We start from the raw sequence: 20122 nt of genomic DNA, 5'->3' as shown, positions 1-20122 counted from the left end.
CACCTCATCCGCCGGGCTACGCGGGGGGTGGGCGGCTGTCCCGCCGGTGGCCGTCGTGCAGATACGGGTTGTACCCGCCGTAGTGCCGGTGCGGTGCGGGGAGCTGCTGTTGCGGATACGGAGCGGGCTCCTGCGGGAACCTGCGGGGGGACGGGACCGGGGCCATGGGGCGCAGGGCGCGGAACCGGCCCGTCGCGTGGGCCGCGTACGTGAGGGCGGGGCCGGCGACCTCCCGGCGCTGCCACAGGTGGTGCAGAAGCTCCTGCTCGCGCTCGGCGAAGTCCGGACCGGGTGTGTCGCGGCGGGCTCTCCGGCGCAGCACCGCCAGGGAGGTCGCGAACGCCTCGTACTCCGCGACCGCCTGTGCCGCGGCCTTGCCCCGGGCCCGGTCGGAGGTTCCGTGCCAGTGCCGTGCCATGTCGCGGGCCATGCCCCTGGCCCGCATCGAGGCGAGTGACAGTGGTTCGGCGGGAGTCAGCCAGCCGGCCGCCGCGTAGACGGGCAGCTCGGTGGCCAGGGTGCGCAGTTCGCGCTGGCGCGTCCAGACGGCCAGCCAGGTCACCAGGCCGAAGACCGGCACCATGAACACCCCGTACACCGCGTAGAAGCCGTACGGGCCGAAGGCCGACGAGCCGTTCCACAGGGCGTGCATGCCCATGGCGAGGAGCAGGCCGAGGACCGGCAGCAGGATCCGGCGCACCCGGTGGCGCCGCGCGGCCACTGCCGCGACCCCGAAGCCGATACCGGTGAGCACCGTGAACAAGGGGTGCGCGAACGGCGACATCACCACCCGCACGAAGAAGGTCCCCGCCGTCACCGACGCGAGGCCCGTGGTGCCCAGCTCCTGGTCCTCGCCGAAGGCGTTGCCCAGGTAGAGGATGTTCTCGGTGAAGGCGAACCCCGTCGCGGTGAACCCGGCGACCACGATCCCGTCCACGACACCGCTGAACTCCCGCCTGCGGAACAGGAATATCAGCAGGACGGCGGCGGCCTTGGCGCTCTCCTCCACGACCGGGGCGATCACCGTGGCCCCCAGGGTGTCGGCGCTCGCCGGGTCGGCGGTGGCCGTGGCGATCCACCGGGTCGCGAACGTGTTCGCGATGATCGCCACCAGCGCGGCGGCGCACGCTCCCCAGGCGAAGGCGAACAGCAGATTGCGCCAGGGGCCCGGCTCGACCCGGTCGAGCCAGCGGAACGCGGCCATGAGCAGCGGCACGGGCAGGACGGCCAGTCCCAGCCCGACCAGGAAACCCTCGGTGCCGGTCTGTTCGCGGACCATGGACAGGATCAGCAGGCCGCACAGAGCGAGCACGACGATCACCGCACCGGCGCGGAACGCCTTGCTGCGCCACACCATGCCGACGCGACGCGGCCGGTACCGCCACTGGCCGCGCTCCGGGACGGCGCCCAGGAACTCGTCGAGCCGCTGCTCCTCGAGAACCGGGACGGCCGGCTGCTGGTGCTGCTCGTACCCCTCGGACACCCGATGACCCTAACGAGAGGGACTGACACCTGGCCATGGTGCGCAGCGCCCGGCACCGTTCAGTGGCTGATCAGCGACCCCCGGCAGCAACCGGCGCCGACCGGCGCCGATGGGGGCGTCAGGGGCGGCCGGGGCGATCACGGGTGGCCCGGGCGATCGGGGGGCGGCCGGGAACACGTCAGTACGCGCGCCGGCTCAGCGACGGGTGAACAGCACGTCCCGTACGACGTGCCCCTTGTCCAGGCCCTGCCCCTCGAAGCGGGTCAGGGGCCGGAACTCGGGCCGTGGCGCGAAGCCGCCGTCCGCCTGCGTGTTCTCGAACAGGGGGTGGGCCGTCAGCACTTCGAGCATCTGCTCCGCGTACGGCTCCCAGTCCGTCGCGCAGTGGATCACCGCGCCCGGCTTCGTCCGCTGTGCCACCAGGTCGAGGAACTCGGGCTGGATCAGCCGGCGCTTGTGGTGCCGCTTCTTGGGCCAGGGGTCGGGGAAGTACACCCGGAGCCCGTCCAGCGCCTGCGGCTCCAGCATCTCGCGCAACAGGATGATCGCGTCACCGTTGGCCACCCGGATGTTGGACAGCCCTGCCCGGTCGGCGAGACCGAGCAGATTGCCCTGGCCCGGCGTGTGCACATCGACGGCCAGAATGCCGGTGGCGGGGTCGTCGGCCGCCATCTGCGCGGTGGCCTCGCCCATGCCGAAGCCGATCTCCAGGACCACCGGGAGGCCGTCGAACAGCTCGGGCAGGGCGAGGACGCGGAGGCCGTCGATGTCCAGGCCCCACTTCGGCCACAGCCGTTGGAGGGCGTCCTCCTGGCCGGCGGTGACCCTGCTGCGGCGCGGCTGGAAGCTGCGGATGCGGCGCTCGTGGTGCGATCCTGCCGGGTCGGCAGCGGGTCCGCCGGGGAAGCGGGGCTCCTGACGGAGTCTGCGCTGCCGCTCGAAGGATGCTGCGCGCCGGGCCTCGGCATCCGCGTCCGCGGGGAGGCCGGGCGTCTCGGGGGTGGGGTTCACAGGCTCAGACACAATGACCGGATTCTACGGCGGGCGGCTTCCATCCCGTCGCGCGTGCCCGCAGCAGGGCCCGTCGCGCCACCTCCCTCCCGATGGGCAGCGAAGCCGTGGCGGCGGGCGACGGCGCGTTCAGTACGTGCACGGTGTGCGGTGCCTCGCGGATCAGGAAGTCGTCCACCAGCGTGCCGTCCCGCAGCACCGCCTGAGCTCTGACCCCGGCCGGGGACGGCCGCAGATCGTCCTCCGTCACCTCGGGCAGCAGTCGCTGGACAGCCCGGGTGAAAGCCTTCCTCGACAGGGATCTGCGCACCTCGCCCGCCCCGTACCTCCAGTGCTGCCGGGCGATCCGCCAGGAACCCGGCCAGCTCAGGGTGGACGCCAGCTCACGGGGGCGGACGACGGGCCAGCCGTACCCCTCACGGGCCAGTGCCGGCACCGCGTTCGGCCCGACGTGGACCGTGCCGTCGGCGCCCCGGGTCAGATGGACCCCGAGGAACGGGAACGCCGGGTCCGGCACCGGGTAGACCAGGCCGCGCACCAGCTCCGGCCTCGCCAGCTCGTAGTACTCCCCGCGGAACGGCACGATCCGCACCCCGGGGTCGTCGCCCGCGAGCCGTGCCACCCGGTCGCTGTGCAGCCCCGCGCAGTTGACCAGCACCCGGGCGCGGACCACCTGCCCGTCGGCCGTCCGCACGGCGACACCCCAGGGGCGCCGGTCGACGGCGACGACCTCCGCCCCGAGCCGGACCTGCCCGCCCGCCACGCTCACCTCTGCCGCGAGCCGTGCGGCCACCGCCCCGAAGTCGCACACCCCGGTCGTCCCGACCCGGATCGCCGCGAGCCCGCGGACCTGCGGCTCGTACTCCGCGATCTGGGCGGGGCCGAGCTCCCGGACCGGCAGTCCGTGCTCCCGCCCTCGCTGGACCAGGCCGTGCAGGCGGGGCAGCTCGCCGCTGTCGGTCGCGACGATCAGCTTTCCGGTCACGGCGTGCGTGATGCCGTGACGCGCACAGAAGTCGACCATCTCCGCGGCGCCGCGCACGGCGTAGCGTGCCTTGAGGGAGCCAGGGGGGTAGTAGATGCCGCTGTGGATCACCCCGCTGTTGCGTCCCGTCTGGTGGCGGGCGGGCCCCCACTCCTTCTCCAGCACGGTGACCCGGGTGCCGGGCGCGGTGCGCGTGAGCGCGTACGCGGTCGACAGACCGACGATCCCGCCGCCGATCACCAGCACATCGCAGTCGTACGCCGCGTGCGTCATCACGCCACCTCCCACCCCGATAGTGCACTGACCCACTGACAACGGGCTCAAACCAGGGGAGGCGGGGGCGTGGCGAGTCGTGGTCCCGCAGCCGTCCCCCGGTCCGGGCATACCGGGGCGTCACGGCATTCCGCCTATGCCGGGGCCACCAGAAGCGGCCGGGCCCGTTCCCGGAGCTCGGCCACACGGGGCTCGTCCCCGTACGGTTCGAGGCGGTGCAGCAGATCGCGTACGTACTCCGTGGTGCGCGCCGAGGAGATGCGCCCGGCCACCTCCACCGCCCGCGTACCGGCCGCGCACGCCGCGTCCAGGTTTCCCGACTCCAGCTCCGCGACCGCCGACACGACGAGCCGCAGCCCGTGGGAGCGGACGAACTCCTCCGTCGGCTTGGACAGGGCCTGCTCCGTGAAGCGCCGCACCTGCCGCGGGGCCTTCAGGTCGCGGTAGCACTCGGCGGCGTCGGCGGCGAATCTGTCGTACGAGTAGAAACCGAGCCACGACGGATCGGCATCGCCGGCCCGGGAACGCTCAAGCCAGCTCTCCGCCGCCTTCAGCGCGGCCCCCGCAGCCGGTGCGTCGCCCGCCTTCGCATGGGCGCGGGCCTCCACGAGACGGAAGAAGCTCATGGTCCGCGCGGTGGCGAGACCGCGGTTGCGCTCGACCGCCGCCTGCGCCAGGTCCACGCCCTCGTCGGCGAAGCCGCGGTAGGTGGCCTGCAGGGACATGGACGCCAGTACGTATCCGCCCAGCGGTACGTCGGCGGCGGCCCGGGCGAGCCGCAGTGCCTGGATGTAGTAGCGCTGCGCGGCCTCCTGCTGGCCGGTGTCGAACGCCATCCACCCCGCGAGCCGGGTCAGCTCGGCCGATGCGCCGAAGAGGGCCCGGCCCACCTCGTCGCTGTACGAGCCGAGGAGCAGAGGTGCGGCGTCGACCCGTAAGCACTCCGGGACCATGGAGGAACGCCAGTCCCCTCCGCCGTACTTGGAGTCCCAGCGGCGGGCGTCCTGGGCAGCCTCGCGCAGCTTGGCCACATCGCTGTGGCCGACGCGCAGGGGCGACACGTCGGACGACGCGTCCGGGCCCGGCTGGGCGGCCACCCCGCCCTGCGCCCCGGGTGCGCCCGGGGCGCCGAGGATCGCGGCCTCGGCCGCCGTCGGGTCCCGCGCGACCGACGGATCGGCGGGGGTTATCAACCATCGCGACGCGGGCGTCGCGTACGCGCTCACGGCGAAGGAACCCGCCAGCGACTGCCAGATTCCGCCGCCCCTGCGCCCGGCCGGATCCAGCCGGTACAGATCCGTCGCCGACCGCACCGCCTCGCCCACATCGCGCGGGAAGGCCAGACCGACCTCCGGCGCCGGGTCGGCGTCCGCGAGCCCGATCTCGTGCAGCGGCACCGGGCGGCCGAGTTTGGCCCCTATCGCCGCCGCGATGAGATGGGGCGCGGCACCTTGCGGCACCATGCCCTTGGCGACCCAGCGGGCCACCGAGGTCTTGTCGTAGCGAAGAGTCAGACCGCGCTGCGCTCCGAGGTCGTTGACCCGCCGGGCGAGCCCGGCGTTACTGATTCCCGCGAGGGCGAGAACCGTGCCGAGCTTCTCGTTCGGCCCGCGTTGCTCCCTGGACATGCGCCACCCCTCGACACACAGACGGCAGCCGCGTCACCGTGAGGCGCGCGGCATTCGTACCGTGTTCTCCCCAGGTACGGTCCCGGGCACTCCGACCGCACACGCATTTGGCCGAGCCCCGTGGAATATGCCGCCCTGCCGAGAACATCAGTAAACCCAGCGTAGTTCGCCGCATCCCTACCGTTAAGGGGCAGACGTCCGTATGGCGGGAATGTTGTGCGTGCGGGCGGACTGGGCGGTCCTTGTCCGCCCCGGCGACGGATGCGCGCCCGGGGGCGGGCGGCGCGCCGCGCGGGCCCGGGACGCGGCCGCGGAGGTGTCCGCCGTGCTCCTGGTGTGTGGCCGTGCGCCCGGCCGTGCGCTCTGGTCCGGCCGGTACGGGAGCGCTTCCATTGGTGCTGCGTGGGTCGGCCCGCTGCACTGGACTCAGCGGGCTGGGGGAGACCGCCGCCCCAATCCCCGCGGGCGGCGAACCGGTCCGGGAGGTGGCGAACACCTCCCGGACCGTGTGTTGAACGGCAGCCGGTCGGGGGGCGCGACAGGTCGGCCGGCGCACCGGGGGGATGCGCCGGCCGATGTGATCCCGGACCGTCCGCGAGGCCCCCGTAGGCGAAACGCGCGGTTGTGTCGCGATCAGAGAATGGCCGAATAACGCCGCTCGGCCGACGCGTTGGGGAACGGTCCGGCTATGGCCGGATTCCATCCGTTCTACGGAGCGGCCGGGGCGCGGCCCGGTTCCGGGGCCGGACACCACAACTCCCGGAAGCACCGGTTCGGTTGTCACGGACACCGCCGGGCCTTTGCCAGGGGCGCATGCACTTCCGGCGTGCGCTGTCCGTACCCCCTCCCGGGCGCCTTTGTCGTGGCAGCATGTCCCGCAGCGGCGTGCGCGTGTCCTGGTACGCCGGTTCGTCCACAGCCTGTGGAGGCGGCGATGCGTTGGTTGGTGGGGTGGAGCAGTATCGCCGCGAGCTTCGGCACCGTAGGTGCGGTCGGCAACCACGGCGAGGGACGAACCGTCCACCCCGTGGGTTCCCAACTCCTGTGGGGCGACCCGGATCCGCTCTGGGCCGTCGGCGACTGGCGCCCCGACGAGATCCGCATCATCAAGGTCGCGACGCAGGAGGGCGCGCCCACCACCCGCCTCGCGGTCCTCGGCTGCTGCGGGGCCACCGACGAGCAGCTCCGCGTCGGACTGCTCGCCGCCCGCGGCGGCGCGCTGCGCCATCTCACCGCCTGGCCCGGCAGCTACACGGCCGTCGTCCAGATCGGCCGCCGCATCACCGTCGCCGGCGACATCGCCGGAGCGCGCCCCGTCTTCCACACGCCCTGGGCCGACGGAACCGCGTACGCGACCGCCGCCCTTCCGCTGGCCGACCTCATCGAGGCCCAGCTGGACATCGGCCACCTGGCCGCGCTGCTCGCCTGTCCGGAGACACCGGAAGCCCTGGGCAACGGCACGCCGTACGCCGGAGTGAAGCGGGTCCCGCCGGGCCACGCGCTCATCCTCCGGGAGGGCTCCCGCGAGATCACGGGATACGAAGCGGTGGCGTCCCTCGCCGTTGCGGCGCCCCAGGTCGACCCGGTCAGCGCCGTCGAGGGCGTACGGGACGCGCTCGTCGAAGCCGTACGCGCCCGGCTGACCGCCCCGCGCCACGCCCCGGAGACCATGCCGCCCGACCCCGGACCCGTCCCCGGCATGGGACCCGCCGAACGCCGCGCCGCCCGCGGGGCGCCCGTACCCGGCATCGGCTCCGACCTCTCCGGAGGCAGCGCCTCCGCCACCCTCGCCCTGCTGGCCGCCGGACTCCCCGGGCTGCCCGGCACGGTCCTCGGCCACGGCACCGGGGCCGGCGAGCGCCTGCTGGCGGTCACGTTCAACGACCTCTCCACGAAGGGCCGCGAGGACGAGCTGGAACGCGCCCGCGTCATCGCCGCCAACCCCCGCCTGCACCACGTGGTCGTCGCGGCAGGCGAGGAGGCCCTGCCCTACGCGGCACTGGACAGCGGCCCGCTCACCGACGAACCCGCCCCCTCCCTCGTCGTTGCCGAGCGCCACCGCCGCCGCCTTGCCGCGGGCAGCGCCGACCACTTCGTCGGCCATGGCGCCCGGCAGGTACTCGACGCCCACCCGGCCCGCCTGGCCGACCTGCTCATGGACCGGCGCAGACGCCACCTGCTGCGCCCCGTCGCGGCCCTCGCCAAGGCCGAAGGGCCCTCCGCGCACTCCCTGTTCGTCCCGCTGACCGTCTACCGCGCTGCCCGCCGGCTCGCCCGCACCTCGTACCGCACCGGCCTCGAAACAGCAGCGGGCCTGCTGCCGGACGCCAACCGCTACGCGCCCGACCTCGACACCCCGGCAGAGGCCTCCCTCGCCTCCCTCGCCTGGTCCCGTCCGGGCCCGGCCGCACGCTGGCTCACCGGGGAGGCGCTCGCGGAAGTAGCGGTCCGGCTGCAGGAGGCGGCGATCCGACCGACGTCGGTGCAGCGCCCGGGAGAGGCCCGCGCCCGCGCGGCACTGGCCCGGCACGCGGCCGACCACCGGATCCTGGAACAGGCCGCGGAGATCCGCAGCCAGCGGCTGCACGCCCCGTTCCTCGACAACCAGGTCGTACGGGCGGCCAGGGCTCTGCCCGAATCGCTGCGCGTCCAGCCGGGAGCCCGGGCCGCGATCCTGCGCAGGGTGCTCGCGGGCGCGGGCATCCACGACCTGCCGCCCGGCTGGGGCACCCCGTCCCAGGCCACCTCGGCCGCGGCGGGCCGCCTCGGCCTGCGCGCCGCTCTCCCGGACCTGATCGCACTCTTCGACGCACCCCTGCTCGCCGACGCGGGCCTGATCGAGGCCCGCGTCGTACGCAAGGCGCTGCGTGCGGCGTCCGAAGGCGAACCGCTTCCCCTGGACGGCCTGGCCGACCTGGCCTCCACGGAACTCTGGCTCCGCCGCCTGGTCACCCGCCGGGGCACCTGCTGGACGGGCACGGCGGCCCCGCGCCAACGGGCAGTCGCCGGCGGCGTGGTCCCGTCCCGCAGGACGCTCCAGCCGTAACACCGGCAACCGAGGGCCGCACGTGGGCCCGCGGACCGGCGACCGAGGCGCCGCACGACGGCCGCGGACCAGGCACCGAGGGCCCGGCACGTCGGGCCCTCGGACTGCCCGCGGACCGGGCCGCGGGCCGACTCGTCGGGCGTTCGAGGACAAAGCCCCGCGCTCCGGAAGACCCGCACCGGCACAATGGGCCGGTGCAGTACCTGATCCTGGGCGCCACGGAGGCGCGCGACGAGCAAGGCGACCCGCTGCCCGTAGGCGGTACGCGGCTGCGCGCCCTCCTCGCCGCTCTCGCCCTGCGCGCCGGCCGCCCCGTCTCCGTCGCCGCGCTCGTCGACGACGTATGGGCCGGTGATCCCCCGAACGACGCGCCGGCCGCCCTCCAGGCCCTCGTCGGCAGGCTGCGGCGCGCCCTGGGCCGGGCGGCCGTCACCGGCACCCCCGGCGGCTATCGCCTCGAAGCCGGCCGCGACGACGTCGACCTGTACGTCTTCGAGCGGCTGGCCCGCCAGGGAGCCGCCGAACTCGACTCCGGCGACCCCGAGTCCGCGGCCCGCACCCTGCGCGCCGCGCTCGCCCTGTGGCGCGGACCCGCGCTCGCCGACCTCCGCGAGCGCGACCACGGGATACGGGCCGAGGCCGACCGGATGGCGGCGATCCAGCAGCGCATCGAGGCCGATCTCCGGCGCGGAGTTCCGAGAGGCCTCGTACCCGAGCTCAGAGAGCTCACAGCCGCCCACCCCTACGACGAGCCCCTGCACGCGCAGCTGCTCCGTGCCCTGCGCGCCGAGGGAAGACAGGCCGACGCGCTCGTCGCGTACGAGGAGGCACGCCGGGCCCTGGCGGACGGCCTGGGCACCGGCCCGGGACCGGAACTCACCGCCCTGCACCGGGAGCTCCTCGACCACGCGGGGCCCTCAGCCCTCGGAGCTCCGGCCCACCCGCACCCCCCGGAGGGCAACCTCCGTCCCAGGCTCACCTCCTTCGTCGGCCGGGAGCCGGAACTCCTGGCGATCCGCGCCGACCTGACCCGTGCCCGCCTCGTCACCCTCACCGGCCCGGGCGGCTCGGGGAAGACCAGGCTGGCCGAGGAGTCCGCGGCGGGCCAGGGCGCCTGGATCGCCGAACTCGCCCCGCTGGACGACCCCTCCGCAGTACCCGGAGCCGTGCTCTCCGCACTCGGTCTGCGCGAGACGACCCTCCTGCGGGACAGCGCCCACGACCGGCCCACCGCGGCCGCGGACCCCACCGAACGGCTCGTCGAACACCTCTCCCACCGGTCGCGGAACCGCCCGTTCCTCCTCGTGCTCGACAACTGCGAGCACGTCGTCGACGCGGCGGCGGCACTCGCGGAGACCCTCCTCACGCACTGCCCGCGGCTGCGCATCCTCGCCACCAGCCGCGAACCACTCGGCGTACCGGGCGAGGCCGTGCGCCCCGTGGGTCCGCTGCCCCCGCACCCCGCCCACCGCCTCTTCGCCGAACGGGCCCGCGCGGTGCGGCCCGACTTCCGTCCCGACGAGGGGACGGAAGGAAAGGACGCCGAGGACTCCCAGGTCATCGCGGAGATCTGCCGGCGGCTCGACGGGCTTCCGCTCGCCATCGAACTGGCGGCCGCCCGGCTGAGAATGCTCACGCCGCGCCAGATCGCGGACCGCCTGGACGACCGCTTTCGTCTGCTGTCCAGCGGCAGCCGCACCGTTCTGCCCCGTCAGCAGACCCTGCGGGCGGTCGTGGACTGGTCGTGGGACCTCCTCTCGGAGGGCGAGCGCACCGTCCTGCGGCAGATCTCCGTCTTCGCGGGCGGCTGGGACCTGAGCGCCGCCGAGGCGGTGACCCGAAGCCCGGACGCCGCGTCCCTGCTCGGTGCGCTCGTCGACAAGTCCCTCGTCGTCGCGACCCCCACCGACGCCGGCGAGATGCGCTACCGCCTCCTGGAGACCATCCACGAGTACGCCTCCGAGCGCGCCGCCGAGACACCGGACGTACGGGCCGCAGCGGCGGCGGCACACACCGCGTGCTTCGCCGCACTGGCCGAGAAGGCCGACTCCCTGCTCCGCTCCGGCGCACAACTCCCGTGGATCAGCCGGCTGGAGGCGGACCTCGACAACATCCGCGCGGCCCTGCACCGCACGGTAGCCACCGAACCCTCCGAGCGGGACGCGCTGCGACTCGTCCTGAACATGGGCTGGTTCTGGTGGCTGCGCAACTTCCGCAACGAGGGTGCGGCCTGGGCCGACCGGGCCGCCGGACTCGGCGAGGACCCGGACGATCCGGCCGACCCCCGCTACTGGCCCCGCAAGCACCTGCACATGCTGCGGTTCTTCCTCACGATGGAGACCAAGGCAGTCGCGGAGACCCGGGACGACGAAGAGATCCACGCACTGGTGAGGTGTGTGACCGAGGCCTTCGGATCCGGCGGCCCGCAGGCCGCCCGCTTCCCGGGGCTGTTCTGGCCGCTGACCTCGTACATGCGCGGCGAGTTCACGGAGGACGTGCGCGGGCACTTCGACGCGACCGTCGCCAACACCCGTGAGTACGGCGGCGACTGGGAGTACGGCGTCACCCTGATGTTCCGTACCCACATGCTCGTCGACGCACCGCACGGCATGACCGGCATCGACGAGGACCTCGCCGAGCTGCGCACACTGAGCCGACGCATCGGCGACCGCTACCTGCGCGCCCAGGTCGCCAGCGCCGCCGCGGAGGCGGGAATGATGCGGGGGAGGTACGACGAGTCCCGCGTCGCCTATCAGGAGGCGCTGGAGCTGGCACGGGAGGTCGGAGCCCATGCGGAGGCCCCGTTCCTGCTCGGCCGCCTCGCCGAACTCGACTACCTGACCGGTGACCTGGACGCGGCCAGGAAGGGACTGGACGAGGCGGAGGCCGAAGCCGAACGGCAGCACGTGCTGGACGCCCACGCCTTCGTGAACTTCCTGCGGGCCTCGATCGCGCTGGCGGCCGGGGAGATCCCGGCGGCGCGGCGGTTCGCCGACTCGGCGCGCGGCGCGCAGGTCTACGGCCCGCCCCCGCAGTTCGCGGCAGCCCTCCTGTGCCTGTCGGCCCGCATCAGCGTGTACGAACCGTCAGGCGGGCCCGCCGTCGGACTGCGCGGCATCACCGACGGCCTCCGCATGGCCGTCGAAGCCGGCTGCGCGAACGTGTTCACCGCCTATCTGGGGGAGGCGGCGGGCATCACACTGCCGCGGCTCGGACAGTACGCGGCGGCGGCCCGCCTTCTCGCGGCCTCCCGCACCTGGCGGGGCGGCGGTCCGCGGTCGGTGCTGGAGGAGGCGGAGGTGGCAGAGGTGCTGGAGGAGCTGCGCGAGAAGCTGGGGCCTCTCCTGTACGACGAGGAGCGCGCCGCAGGCAGCGCCCTGACCCCGCAGGAGGCGGTGGAACTCCTGACCGGCATCACCGAGGAGCTCAGCGACAGCTGATCCTCGAGTTCGCCCAGTCGGCCAGTGCCGCCGCGCCGAACGGCTCCGTGGGCTCCACGACGAGCCGGATCGTCCGCCGGCCGCCGATACCGACGCGCATGGCGACGGCAGGGTCACCGCCCCGCATCACCGGCGACTGCCACAACCGGGCACCGTCGCCGTTGAACACGGAGAAGCGCATGGCGCCGGTCCACTTGGTCAGATCGTCGACACCGGCCATCGCCTCGTAGGTGCTGCACTCGCGGTTCAGCCGGACGGTGAAGGACGAGCGCGGGTGGACGGTCACCCCGTGGGCGTACGTCGTGGAGCCGATCGACAGCCCGGAACGCTGCCAGACCGCCCCCCGGCTCTCACCCAGCACGATCTCCGGCTCGCTGTGGTCGCCGAAGACGGAGTACGTCAACTCGCTGACCCGGTAGACCTCGGGAGCCGGTGGCCGGGGAGGCTCCGGTGCCGGCGGCTTCGGCGGGGCGGGCTCGGGAGTGGGTGTGGGCTTCGGAGCGGGCGGCGGCTCCGGCGTGGGTGTGGGCGTGGGTGTGGGTTCCGGCTTCGGCGTGGGCGTCGGCTCCGGGGGAGCTTCGGGTGCCGGTGCGGCCGGTGCCGGAGGCTTCGGCTTCGAGGGGGGAGCTGGCGCGGGCACCGCCGGAGCGGCCGCCGGCGGTTTCGCCGGCGGCGCTGTCTCCGGGGCGGGCCGGTCGTCACCGACGAGCGCCCACACCAGTCCGGCCGCGGCCGCCACGGCGACCGCCGCAGCGATCCCTGCCTTCGCCGGCGCGCCGAGCCCTTCGGCCGCGGCACCGCCGGCCGCGCCGCCGGACGCCGTGCTGCCCGTCGCCGCCGCGGCGGCTCCGGCACCGGCCGCACCGGCTGCCCCGCCCGCCACGATGCCGGCGGCCTTGACCGCGTAGCCGGCGGCGAACCAGCCGATGAAGGCGACCGGGAGCAGTGCCGGAATCCCCGCGTTCACATGGGCCAGTTCACCTGCGGCGATACGGCACTTCGCGCACGCGTCGAGATGCTTGCGCAGCCCCCGTTCGGCCCTGGTCCGCAGGCCGCCCCGGGCATGGGCACCGAGCCGGTCGGCGTACTGCGCGCAGTCTCCCCCGGACGTCAGGGTCTCGCTCACGTGCGCCTGCAGATAGGCCTGCTTGAGCCCTTCGCGTGCCCTGACGGCCAGGACCGCCGTGGCATTGGCCGACAGCCCGAACAGCGGGGCGATCTCGCTCGGCGACTCCTCCTCCACGGTGGTGTGCCACAGCACGGCCTGCCAGCGCTCCGGCAGGCTGCGGAACGCCTGCATCGCCATCGACCGGTCCGCCTCGTGCATGGCCATCACATCGGCACCGAGATCGAGGGTGTCGGCGTCGGAGAGCTCGGAGGAACGCGTGGCCTGTGCGGCGAACACCGCGAAGTCCTCGACGAGATGCTCCCGCTTCGCGCTCTTCGTCCAGGCGGCGGCGACATGGCGGACAGCGGTCATGAGGTACGCCCGGACCGCTTCCTCCGGTCCCTTCCCGCCGCGGACCGCCTGAAGTGTCCGTGCGAACACCTCGGCCGTCAGGTCGTCGGCGGTATGCGCGTCGCGGCAGCAGGTGCGGGCGTACCGGCGTACGGCTCCCGAGTGCCGGCGGAACAGCTCCTCGTACGCACGGTCGTCGCCGGTCCGCATGCCCTGGATCAACTGGGCGTCCGACGGCGCGAGTTCGGCGGAACTGCCGCGGCCCTCACGCTGCAGGGGCACGGCGAACGCCGCGTCGGTCTCCGTAGCGGTGACGGTTTCGTCTCCCGCTGCGTGCCCCGCTTCGATTCCTGTAGAAAGATCCGTCCCGGGGCCCGCGGTGACGTCGGGCCGTGCCGGCCAGGGACCGGGCAGGACAGTGCCGCCCTCGGCGAGCCCTTGCCGGTCCTCGCGGTTTCCGGAGCCTGCCTGGCCCGGCACGTGACCGGACGGCACACCGGTCTCCGTGCCACCGCCTGCGGCAGCGATATCGTCGAACGGTTCTTCCTGCTGCCCGTCACCGCTCATCGCGGAAGCCCCCGTATGCGCTTCGGACCCGAATACCGGGCAAGCGTGCCACAGGGCGTCGTCGCGACGGACCCTCAGCCCCGTCAACCACTCGTCCGGGGCTTTCTTGCTGAACAGGGGCCGCGGCGTCACCCCGGGGGGAAGCGCCGACGACTGCTACCCCCGGTCGTCGGGTGCGGATGCGGGCGTACCGGTGTCCGTCCGGCGCCGGACGGAGTGCTGGACGGACACCGGCCGTATGCCTACGCGGGACGGGAGCGGAGACCCTCCAGCAGGATGTCCAGCAGCCGTGCCGAAGCCGCGGCCTGCTGAGCCGGATCCGGCAGGGCCGGAGCCGCCGTGGCGATCACCAGCAGCACATCGGCCACCGTCACATCGCCCCGCAGCTCACCGGACTCACGCGCCCGGTCGACCAGCCTGCCCACGACCTCGAGCAGCTCGGCCGCACCCGAGTCGTCGTCGAACTCCTCCTCGGCCGACGGACGCGGTGGAACCACCCGGAGATCGGCCTGGCCCACTCCCTGCCGCTGGTGCGGGACCCGCGTCTCGCCCTGGCCGGCCGTGCCGTGCTCGTCCGCGTCGGCCCCGACCCGCAGGACCTGCGGAGGCAGCAGCCGCCCCGCACCCGATGCCACGGAGGTCCGCAGGAAACGGGAGAGCGCCGACCAGGGCTCCTCCTCCTGCCCCAGAGCCGTCCGCGCCTGATCGGTCAGCCGGGAGGTCTCCTCCTCGGCTATCCGTCGTACCAGCACGTCCTTGCTCGGGAACCGGCGGTAGACCGTGCCGACCCCGACCCTGGCGCGCCGCGCCACGTCCTCCATCGGCGCGCCGTAACCCAGCTCGCCGAACACCTCACGTGCGGCGCGCAGGACGTGTTCCAGATTGCGCTGTGCGTCCACGCGGAGAGGCGCCGAGCGGGGTGTGTTCCCCACCGCAGCGACCGTTCCCACCGCTCCTACCGCAGTCAGCCGCCCGTGGCCCTCCGTAGAAGAGGCGACAGCGGTCTGCCCATGCAAATCCTGAATGTGCATAACTTCCCCCGGTTATGACGTCTCCCCCCGGAGACTTCCCCGCCGTGTCAGTCGTTGTGCGGATCATCGTCCGAATCCGACACCCCGACGGGGTACGAACATAGTTGAGCCCGGGTCAATTCAGAAGGGGGTAGTTCCGCATGGAGCGCCCCCCGATCGGAGCAAGGACCGGTTGGCCCCTGATTCACCCCCTCTTCCCAGGCTCTCCCGACCTGCCTGACCTGCACGCTTGTCGAAATGCCCGGCGCGCGGGCGCCCTCCGGTGATCGAAGACCTCCGGTCACACAATTTGTCGGGCCTGTGGACAAACACCGGACTCCGTTGCGTCATGGGATGGTGATGGCTCCAGATTCCCGGCGGACGACCCCCGGCACCCGGCCAAGTGTGCGCATTCTCGTCGTAGGCGGTGGCTACGTCGGGATGTACACGGCTCTGCGTCTCCAGCGGAAGCTGCGGCAGAGACTGAAGAGCGGCGATGCCGAGATCGTGGTGGTCACGCCCGAGCCCTACATGACGTACCAGCCGTTCCTGCCCGAGGCGGCGGCCGGCTCGATCTCACCCCGGCACGTCGTCGTACCGCTCCGTCGGGTCCTCAAGGACTGCACGATCGTCATCGGTGAGGCGGAGCGCATCGATCACGCCAAGCGCACCGCGACCGTGACGACCCTCGCCACCGGTGAGGACGGCACGGGCGCCGTCGAGATCCCGTACGACGAGGTCGTCGTCGCGCCCGGATCCGTCTCGCGCACCCTGCCGGTCCCCGGCCTCGCCGACTTCGGCATCGGCTTCAAGACTGTCGAGGAGGCCATCGGCCTGCGCAACCACGTCATCGAACAGATGGACATCGCCTCCGCCACCCGTGACCCCGCCATCCGCGACGCCGCCCTCACGTTCGTCTTCGTCGGAGGCGGTTACGCAGGCGTCGAGGCGCTCGCCGAGCTCGAGGACATGGCCCGCTACACCTCGCGGTACTACCACAACATCAAGCCCGCGGACCTGAAATGGATCCTGGTCGAGGCCACCGGCCGCATCCTGCCCGAGGTCGGAGAGGCGATGGGGAAGTACGCCGTCCGGGAACTGCGGGGCCGCAACATCGACGTACGCCTCGACACCCGTCTCGACAGTTGCGAGGGCCGGGTCGCGGTGCTCAGCGACGGCTCCCGCTTCCCGACCCGCACGCTCGTGTGGACGGCAGGCGTCAAGCCCGCACCGCTCCTCGCCGCCACCGACCTGCCCCTCACCGGGCGCGGCCGGCTCCGCTGTACCGCCGCGCTCTCCGTCGAGGGCGTCGAGCACGCCTGGGCCGCCGGTGACGCGGCGGCCGTACCCGACCTCACCTCCTCCGAGCCGGACAGGGAGACCGCGCCGAACGCCCAGCACGCGGTACGGCAGGCCAAGGTCCTCGCCGAGAACATCGTCGCCACGCTCGCCGGACGACCGGTCAAGGACTACCGGCACTCCTATGCCGGATCCGTCGCCTCGCTGGGGCTGCACAAAGGCGTCGCCCACGTCTACGGCCGCAAGCTCAAGGGCTACCCGGCCTGGCTGATGCACCGCACGTACCACCTCAGCCGGGTGCCCACCTTCAACCGGAAGGCGCGCGTCCTCGCCGAATGGACCCTGGCCGGACTCTTCAAACGCGAGATCGTCTCCCTCGGCTCGCTCGAACACCCACGCGCCGAGTTCGCCCTCGCGGCCGGCGGCCACGCCCACCCGGGGCACCCCGGAAGCGAGGGAAACCGGACACGTCCCGAGGACAACCCGCCGAAGGACGACAGTCCGCCGAAGACATCCGGTTGATCTCCCGGCCCCACGGGGGCCGGGCCCTCCGACCACTGCGGACAGCGGTTCTGCCGCCGTACGACGGCCGCAGTTCAGCCACCGGACGGACAGCCGAACCACAACTGTCAGTACGGTCGGTCACACTGGGCGTGTGACCATAGGTGGGCCCACACCTGCACAGAGTGACCCGGCCGACAGTCACCTACAGTGACCGAAAGCGACGATCGACAGCACGAAGAGGCCCGGCTGCGCCTTCCCGGGGGTCCGGCCCCGGATGCCCCTGCACCGGCAGAAGAACCGGCACAGAAACCGGTAGAAGAAGCAGCTCGCCCGAGCGGACCAGACCGACACACGAGGCCAGAAATTCCGTGAACTTCACGCGCTGGAGCGCCCGCCTTCCCGGAACGCAGCGTAGAACCGCCGCGCGGGACGACCACAGTTCCGTACCCGCCGCCCGCGCCGAGTCCGCCCGGCCGAAGAGCGCACCCACGCCGCCGGACAACACACCGGAAACGCCCGCTGCCACGCTCCCGGGCGCCGCTCACGAAACCCTCTCGGCCCGCGACATCCTCGGCAGGCTCCCCGCCCCGGTCGCGCTGCTGCACGGCCCCGAGCACCGCATCACGTACGTCAACGACGCCTACACGGCGACATTCGGCCCCCGCCCCCGCGGCGTGCGCGCCGTGGACGCCATGCCCGAGCTCACCGAGCTCAGCCTGCTGCCCCTGATGGACCAGGTCCTGCGCAGCGGCACGCCCCGCACGGTGAAGTCCCGAAAGGTCCAGGGCGGCAGTTCGTACACCGTGACCTGCACACCTGTGGCCGCCGGCTATCCCGAGCACACGAAGAGCGCCCCGGGTGAGGAGGGCGTGCTCGTCTACGCCACCGATGTCACCGACCACGCCGAAGCGGCGGAACGGCTCCGTGCGAGCGAACGCCGCCACCGCGAAACCGCCGTGACACTCCAGCGCTCCCTGCTCCCGCAGGACCTCGAACAGCCCGACGACCTGCGGATCGCCGCGACGTACCAGCCGGGTGGCACGGACGCGGCGGTCGGCGGCGACTGGTACGACGTCATCACCCTCGGCGCGGGCCGCACCGCTCTCGTGATCGGCGACGTGATGGGGCGCGGGGTCCGTGCCGCCGCCGTCATGGGTCAGCTGCGCACCGCGGTCCGCGCCTACGCACGCCTGGACCTGCCGCCGCACGAGGTGCTCCAGCTCCTCGACGTCATCGCGTCCGAGATCGACGCCAGCCAGATCGCCACGTGCGTCTACGCGGTCCATGATCCCAACGAGGGGCATCTCGTCTACGCCTCCGCCGGCCACCTCCCGATCCTCGTGTGCGACGAGGACGGCACGGTGCACCGCGCGGAAGAACCGACCGGCCCGCCGCTCGGCACCGGCGGCTGGGTTCATACCTCGGGGACGATCGCCCTGCCGCCCGGCTCCACCGCCGTGCTGTACACCGACGGCCTGGTCGAGCGCCGCAGCGAGGACATCGACGAGGGCGTCGCCTCCCTGGAGCGCGCGCTGTCCGGTGCCAAGGGGTCGCCCCAGGTGGTCTGCGACCGGCTGATCCGCTCCTTGGGGGTGACCGCCGAGCACGACGACGACGTGGCGGTCCTGGTGGTGCAGCACCCCGCCCGCACGGGGACGAACGCGGAGTTGTTCCACAACGCCTCGCTCGATCTGCTCGGCGGCGTCGAAGCCGCTCCCCGGGCCCGCGCCTTCGCCACCGGGGTCCTGGCCTCCTGGCGGTTCCCCGTCGAACTCTGCGACCTGGGCGTGCTCGCCGCGAGCGAACTCGTCGCGAACTCGCTCCAGCACGGCACCCCGCCCATGCGTCTGGGCCTGCGCCGCACGGACCGCCGCCTGATCATCGAGGTGACGGACGGCGACGACCACCTGCCGCGCCGCCGCAGAGCCGAACCCGCGGACGAGGCGGGACGCGGCATCTCCATCGTCGCGAGCATCGCCTCGTCCTGGGGCAGCCGCCGCACACCGGGCGGCGGCAAAGCGGTCTGGTGCGAGTTCGCGCTTCCTCAGTGAGCGGTCGCGGGAGCGGTCACCGGCCCGCCCTCCGGGAGTGACACCGCCACCACCCGCGACGGCACCGCCACGAGCGACGGCTTGTCCTGTACGGGAGTGAGTTGCCGGCCCAGTCTCAGGGCCAGCACGGTGATGCCCAGCGAGAACAGCACGAACGTCACGATGTACAGCCCGTGCAGCGTCGCCCCCATGGGCCCGCCCACGGCCGGTCCGACCGCCAGGGCCAACTGCTTCACCAGGGCGAACGCCGAGTTGTACTGACCGACCATCGCCTCGGGCGCCAGGTCGGCGACGAGCGGCGCCACCGTCGGCGACAGCATCGACTCACCGAGCCCGAACAGGGCGTACGTCGAGACCATCGCGGCCGTGGCCATGGTCCGGCTGCCGTGCCCCAGGCCCGCGTATCCGGCCACGATCCAGGCGAACGCCCAGATCAGACCGACCCACGCGATGACCCGGCTGCGCCGCCGACGCTCCACCAGACGGAGCACGACGAACTGTGCGACGACGATGACGGCCGTGTTGGCGGCCAGCGCGATGCCCAGGGTCGACGGTTCGATCCCGGCCGCCTCGGTGCCGTAGGCCGCGAGCCCGGACTCGAACTGTCCGTAGCAGGCGAAGAAGAGCACGAAGCCGAGGACACACAGCTGGACCATGGCCCTGTGGGAGAGCAGGACCCGCAGTCCGGACCCGGGGGCGGAGCCGTCGGTGGGCCGGGCACCGGAGATGGACGGGGTACGGGGCATGCGCACGGTGGCCGCGACCACCGCGAGCACGACGAACATGACCGCCTCGATCAGGAAGAGCAGGGTGAAGCTCGACGGCTTGTCGACGTCGACGATCTGCCCGCCGACCAGCCCGCCGACGCCGAGGCCCAGGTTCTGCAGGAAGAACTGTGTGGCGAAGGCGCGGGTACGGGTGGTCGTGCTCGAGCACCACACCAGCATCGTGGCGAGTGCCGGCTGCATGACCGCCGTACCGGCTCCGAGGACGGCAGCCGACAGCACTGCGGTCGTCACGCTGCCCGCCACACCCAGCGCGGCAGCACCCACGGCCGCCAGGCCGGCGGCGACGATCAGTACGGGCAGCGGCCCGCGGCGGTCGATGGCCCGCCCCGTGAACGGCAGAACCCCCAACGCTGCCATGGCGAAGACAGCCAGAACGACACCTGCCGTACCGGCGCCAAGATCCCGGACCTGCGCCACGTAGACGTACAGATACGGAACGGTGAACCCGAGGCCGAACGCGCTCAGCGCGCTCCCCACCTGGATCCGCCGCAGCGCTGCACCCATCTCCCTGGTCACACTCACCTACCTCAGACTTCGAAGAACCTTGAAGAACACAGACTCGTAGACTTTAGCACTAA

The 20122-nt window shown here is 72.9% G+C and carries 11 protein-coding genes; 4 read left to right on the top strand and 7 right to left on the bottom strand.

Features of this window, described 5'->3' with window-relative positions; genetic code table 11:
• Positions 1–16: 16 nt before the first annotated feature.
• The 4 genes from OG844_RS25775 to OG844_RS25760 all read right to left on the bottom strand — a co-directional run bounded on the left by OG844_RS25775 (position 17) and on the right by OG844_RS25760 (position 5380).
• The gene (locus OG844_RS25775; protein WP_406393437.1) at positions 17–1483 is read right to left on the bottom strand and encodes a PrsW family intramembrane metalloprotease; all 1467 of its coding nucleotides are present in this window, start codon (positions 1481–1483) and stop codon (positions 17–19) included.
• A 195-nt stretch (positions 1484–1678) separates the two neighbouring features.
• Positions 1679–2506, bottom strand: a complete 828-nt coding sequence (trmB, locus tag OG844_RS25770) for a tRNA (guanosine(46)-N7)-methyltransferase TrmB (protein WP_406393436.1) — start codon at positions 2504–2506, stop codon at positions 1679–1681.
• A complete protein-coding gene (lhgO, locus tag OG844_RS25765) occupies positions 2499–3755 on the bottom strand; it encodes an L-2-hydroxyglutarate oxidase (protein WP_406393434.1) in 1257 nt (418 codons plus the stop codon). Before lhgO ends, trmB begins: the two co-directional genes overlap by 8 nt.
• Before the next feature lie 131 nt (positions 3756–3886).
• Entirely contained in the window at positions 3887–5380 is a 1494-nt protein-coding gene (locus OG844_RS25760; RefSeq protein ID WP_406393432.1) for a sporulation protein, read from the bottom strand.
• Between the two features lie 934 nt (positions 5381–6314).
• Between OG844_RS25760 and OG844_RS25755 the strand changes: the two genes are divergently transcribed.
• Both OG844_RS25755 and OG844_RS25750 read left to right on the top strand, forming a co-directional pair.
• Positions 6315–8426, top strand: a complete 2112-nt coding sequence (locus OG844_RS25755) for an asparagine synthase-related protein (RefSeq protein ID WP_406393430.1) — start codon at positions 6315–6317, stop codon at positions 8424–8426.
• 194 nt (positions 8427–8620) lie between these two features.
• Complete coding sequence (locus tag OG844_RS25750; protein WP_406393429.1) at positions 8621–11866, top strand: ATP-binding protein; 3246 nt, start codon at positions 8621–8623, stop codon at positions 11864–11866.
• On the opposite strand, the gene OG844_RS25745 is transcribed toward OG844_RS25750, so the two are convergent.
• Complete coding sequence (locus OG844_RS25745) at positions 11853–13892, bottom strand: sigma-70 family RNA polymerase sigma factor (RefSeq protein WP_406393428.1); 2040 nt, start codon at positions 13890–13892, stop codon at positions 11853–11855. The two genes, OG844_RS25750 and OG844_RS25745, sit on opposite strands and share 14 nt — an antisense overlap.
• Before the next feature lie 242 nt (positions 13893–14134).
• Positions 14135–14923 carry a TetR/AcrR family transcriptional regulator gene (locus OG844_RS25740; RefSeq protein ID WP_406393427.1) on the bottom strand — a complete coding sequence of 263 codons (789 nt, stop codon included), beginning with the start codon at positions 14921–14923 and terminating at the stop codon, positions 14135–14137.
• A gap of 384 nt (positions 14924–15307) precedes the next feature.
• On the opposite strand from OG844_RS25740, the gene OG844_RS25735 reads away from it, so the two are divergent.
• The gene (locus OG844_RS25735) at positions 15308–16723 is read left to right on the top strand and encodes an NAD(P)/FAD-dependent oxidoreductase (protein WP_406393425.1); all 1416 of its coding nucleotides are present in this window, start codon (positions 15308–15310) and stop codon (positions 16721–16723) included.
• Positions 16724–17073: 350 nt separating this feature from the next.
• Entirely contained in the window at positions 17074–18756 is a 1683-nt protein-coding gene (locus OG844_RS25730) for a SpoIIE family protein phosphatase (RefSeq protein ID WP_406393424.1), read from the top strand.
• Here the strand turns inward: OG844_RS25730 and OG844_RS25725 are convergent.
• Entirely contained in the window at positions 18750–20048 is a 1299-nt protein-coding gene (locus OG844_RS25725; RefSeq protein ID WP_406396254.1) for an MFS transporter, read from the bottom strand. The genes OG844_RS25730 and OG844_RS25725 overlap by 7 nt on opposite strands.
• Positions 20049–20122 lie beyond the last annotated feature (74 nt).

Source organism: Streptomyces sp. NBC_00887, from assembly GCF_045207585.1.
The sequence above is the reverse complement of the archived record's forward strand: the minus strand, read 5'-3'. Positions and strand labels throughout refer to the sequence as shown.

Coding starts and splice junctions, on each gene's coding strand:
- OG844_RS25725 (WP_406396254.1), bottom strand. CDS start 20,048: ATGGGTGCAGCGCTGCGGCGGATCCAGGTGGGGAGCGCGCTGAGCGCG.
- OG844_RS25740 (WP_406393427.1), bottom strand. CDS start 14,923: ATGCACATTCAGGATTTGCATGGGCAGACCGCTGTCGCCTCTTCTACG.
- OG844_RS25745 (WP_406393428.1), bottom strand. CDS start 13,892: ATGAGCGGTGACGGGCAGCAGGAAGAACCGTTCGACGATATCGCTGCC.
- OG844_RS25760 (WP_406393432.1), bottom strand. CDS start 5,380: ATGTCCAGGGAGCAACGCGGGCCGAACGAGAAGCTCGGCACGGTTCTC.
- OG844_RS25755 (WP_406393430.1), top strand. CDS start 6,315: ATGCGTTGGTTGGTGGGGTGGAGCAGTATCGCCGCGAGCTTCGGCACC.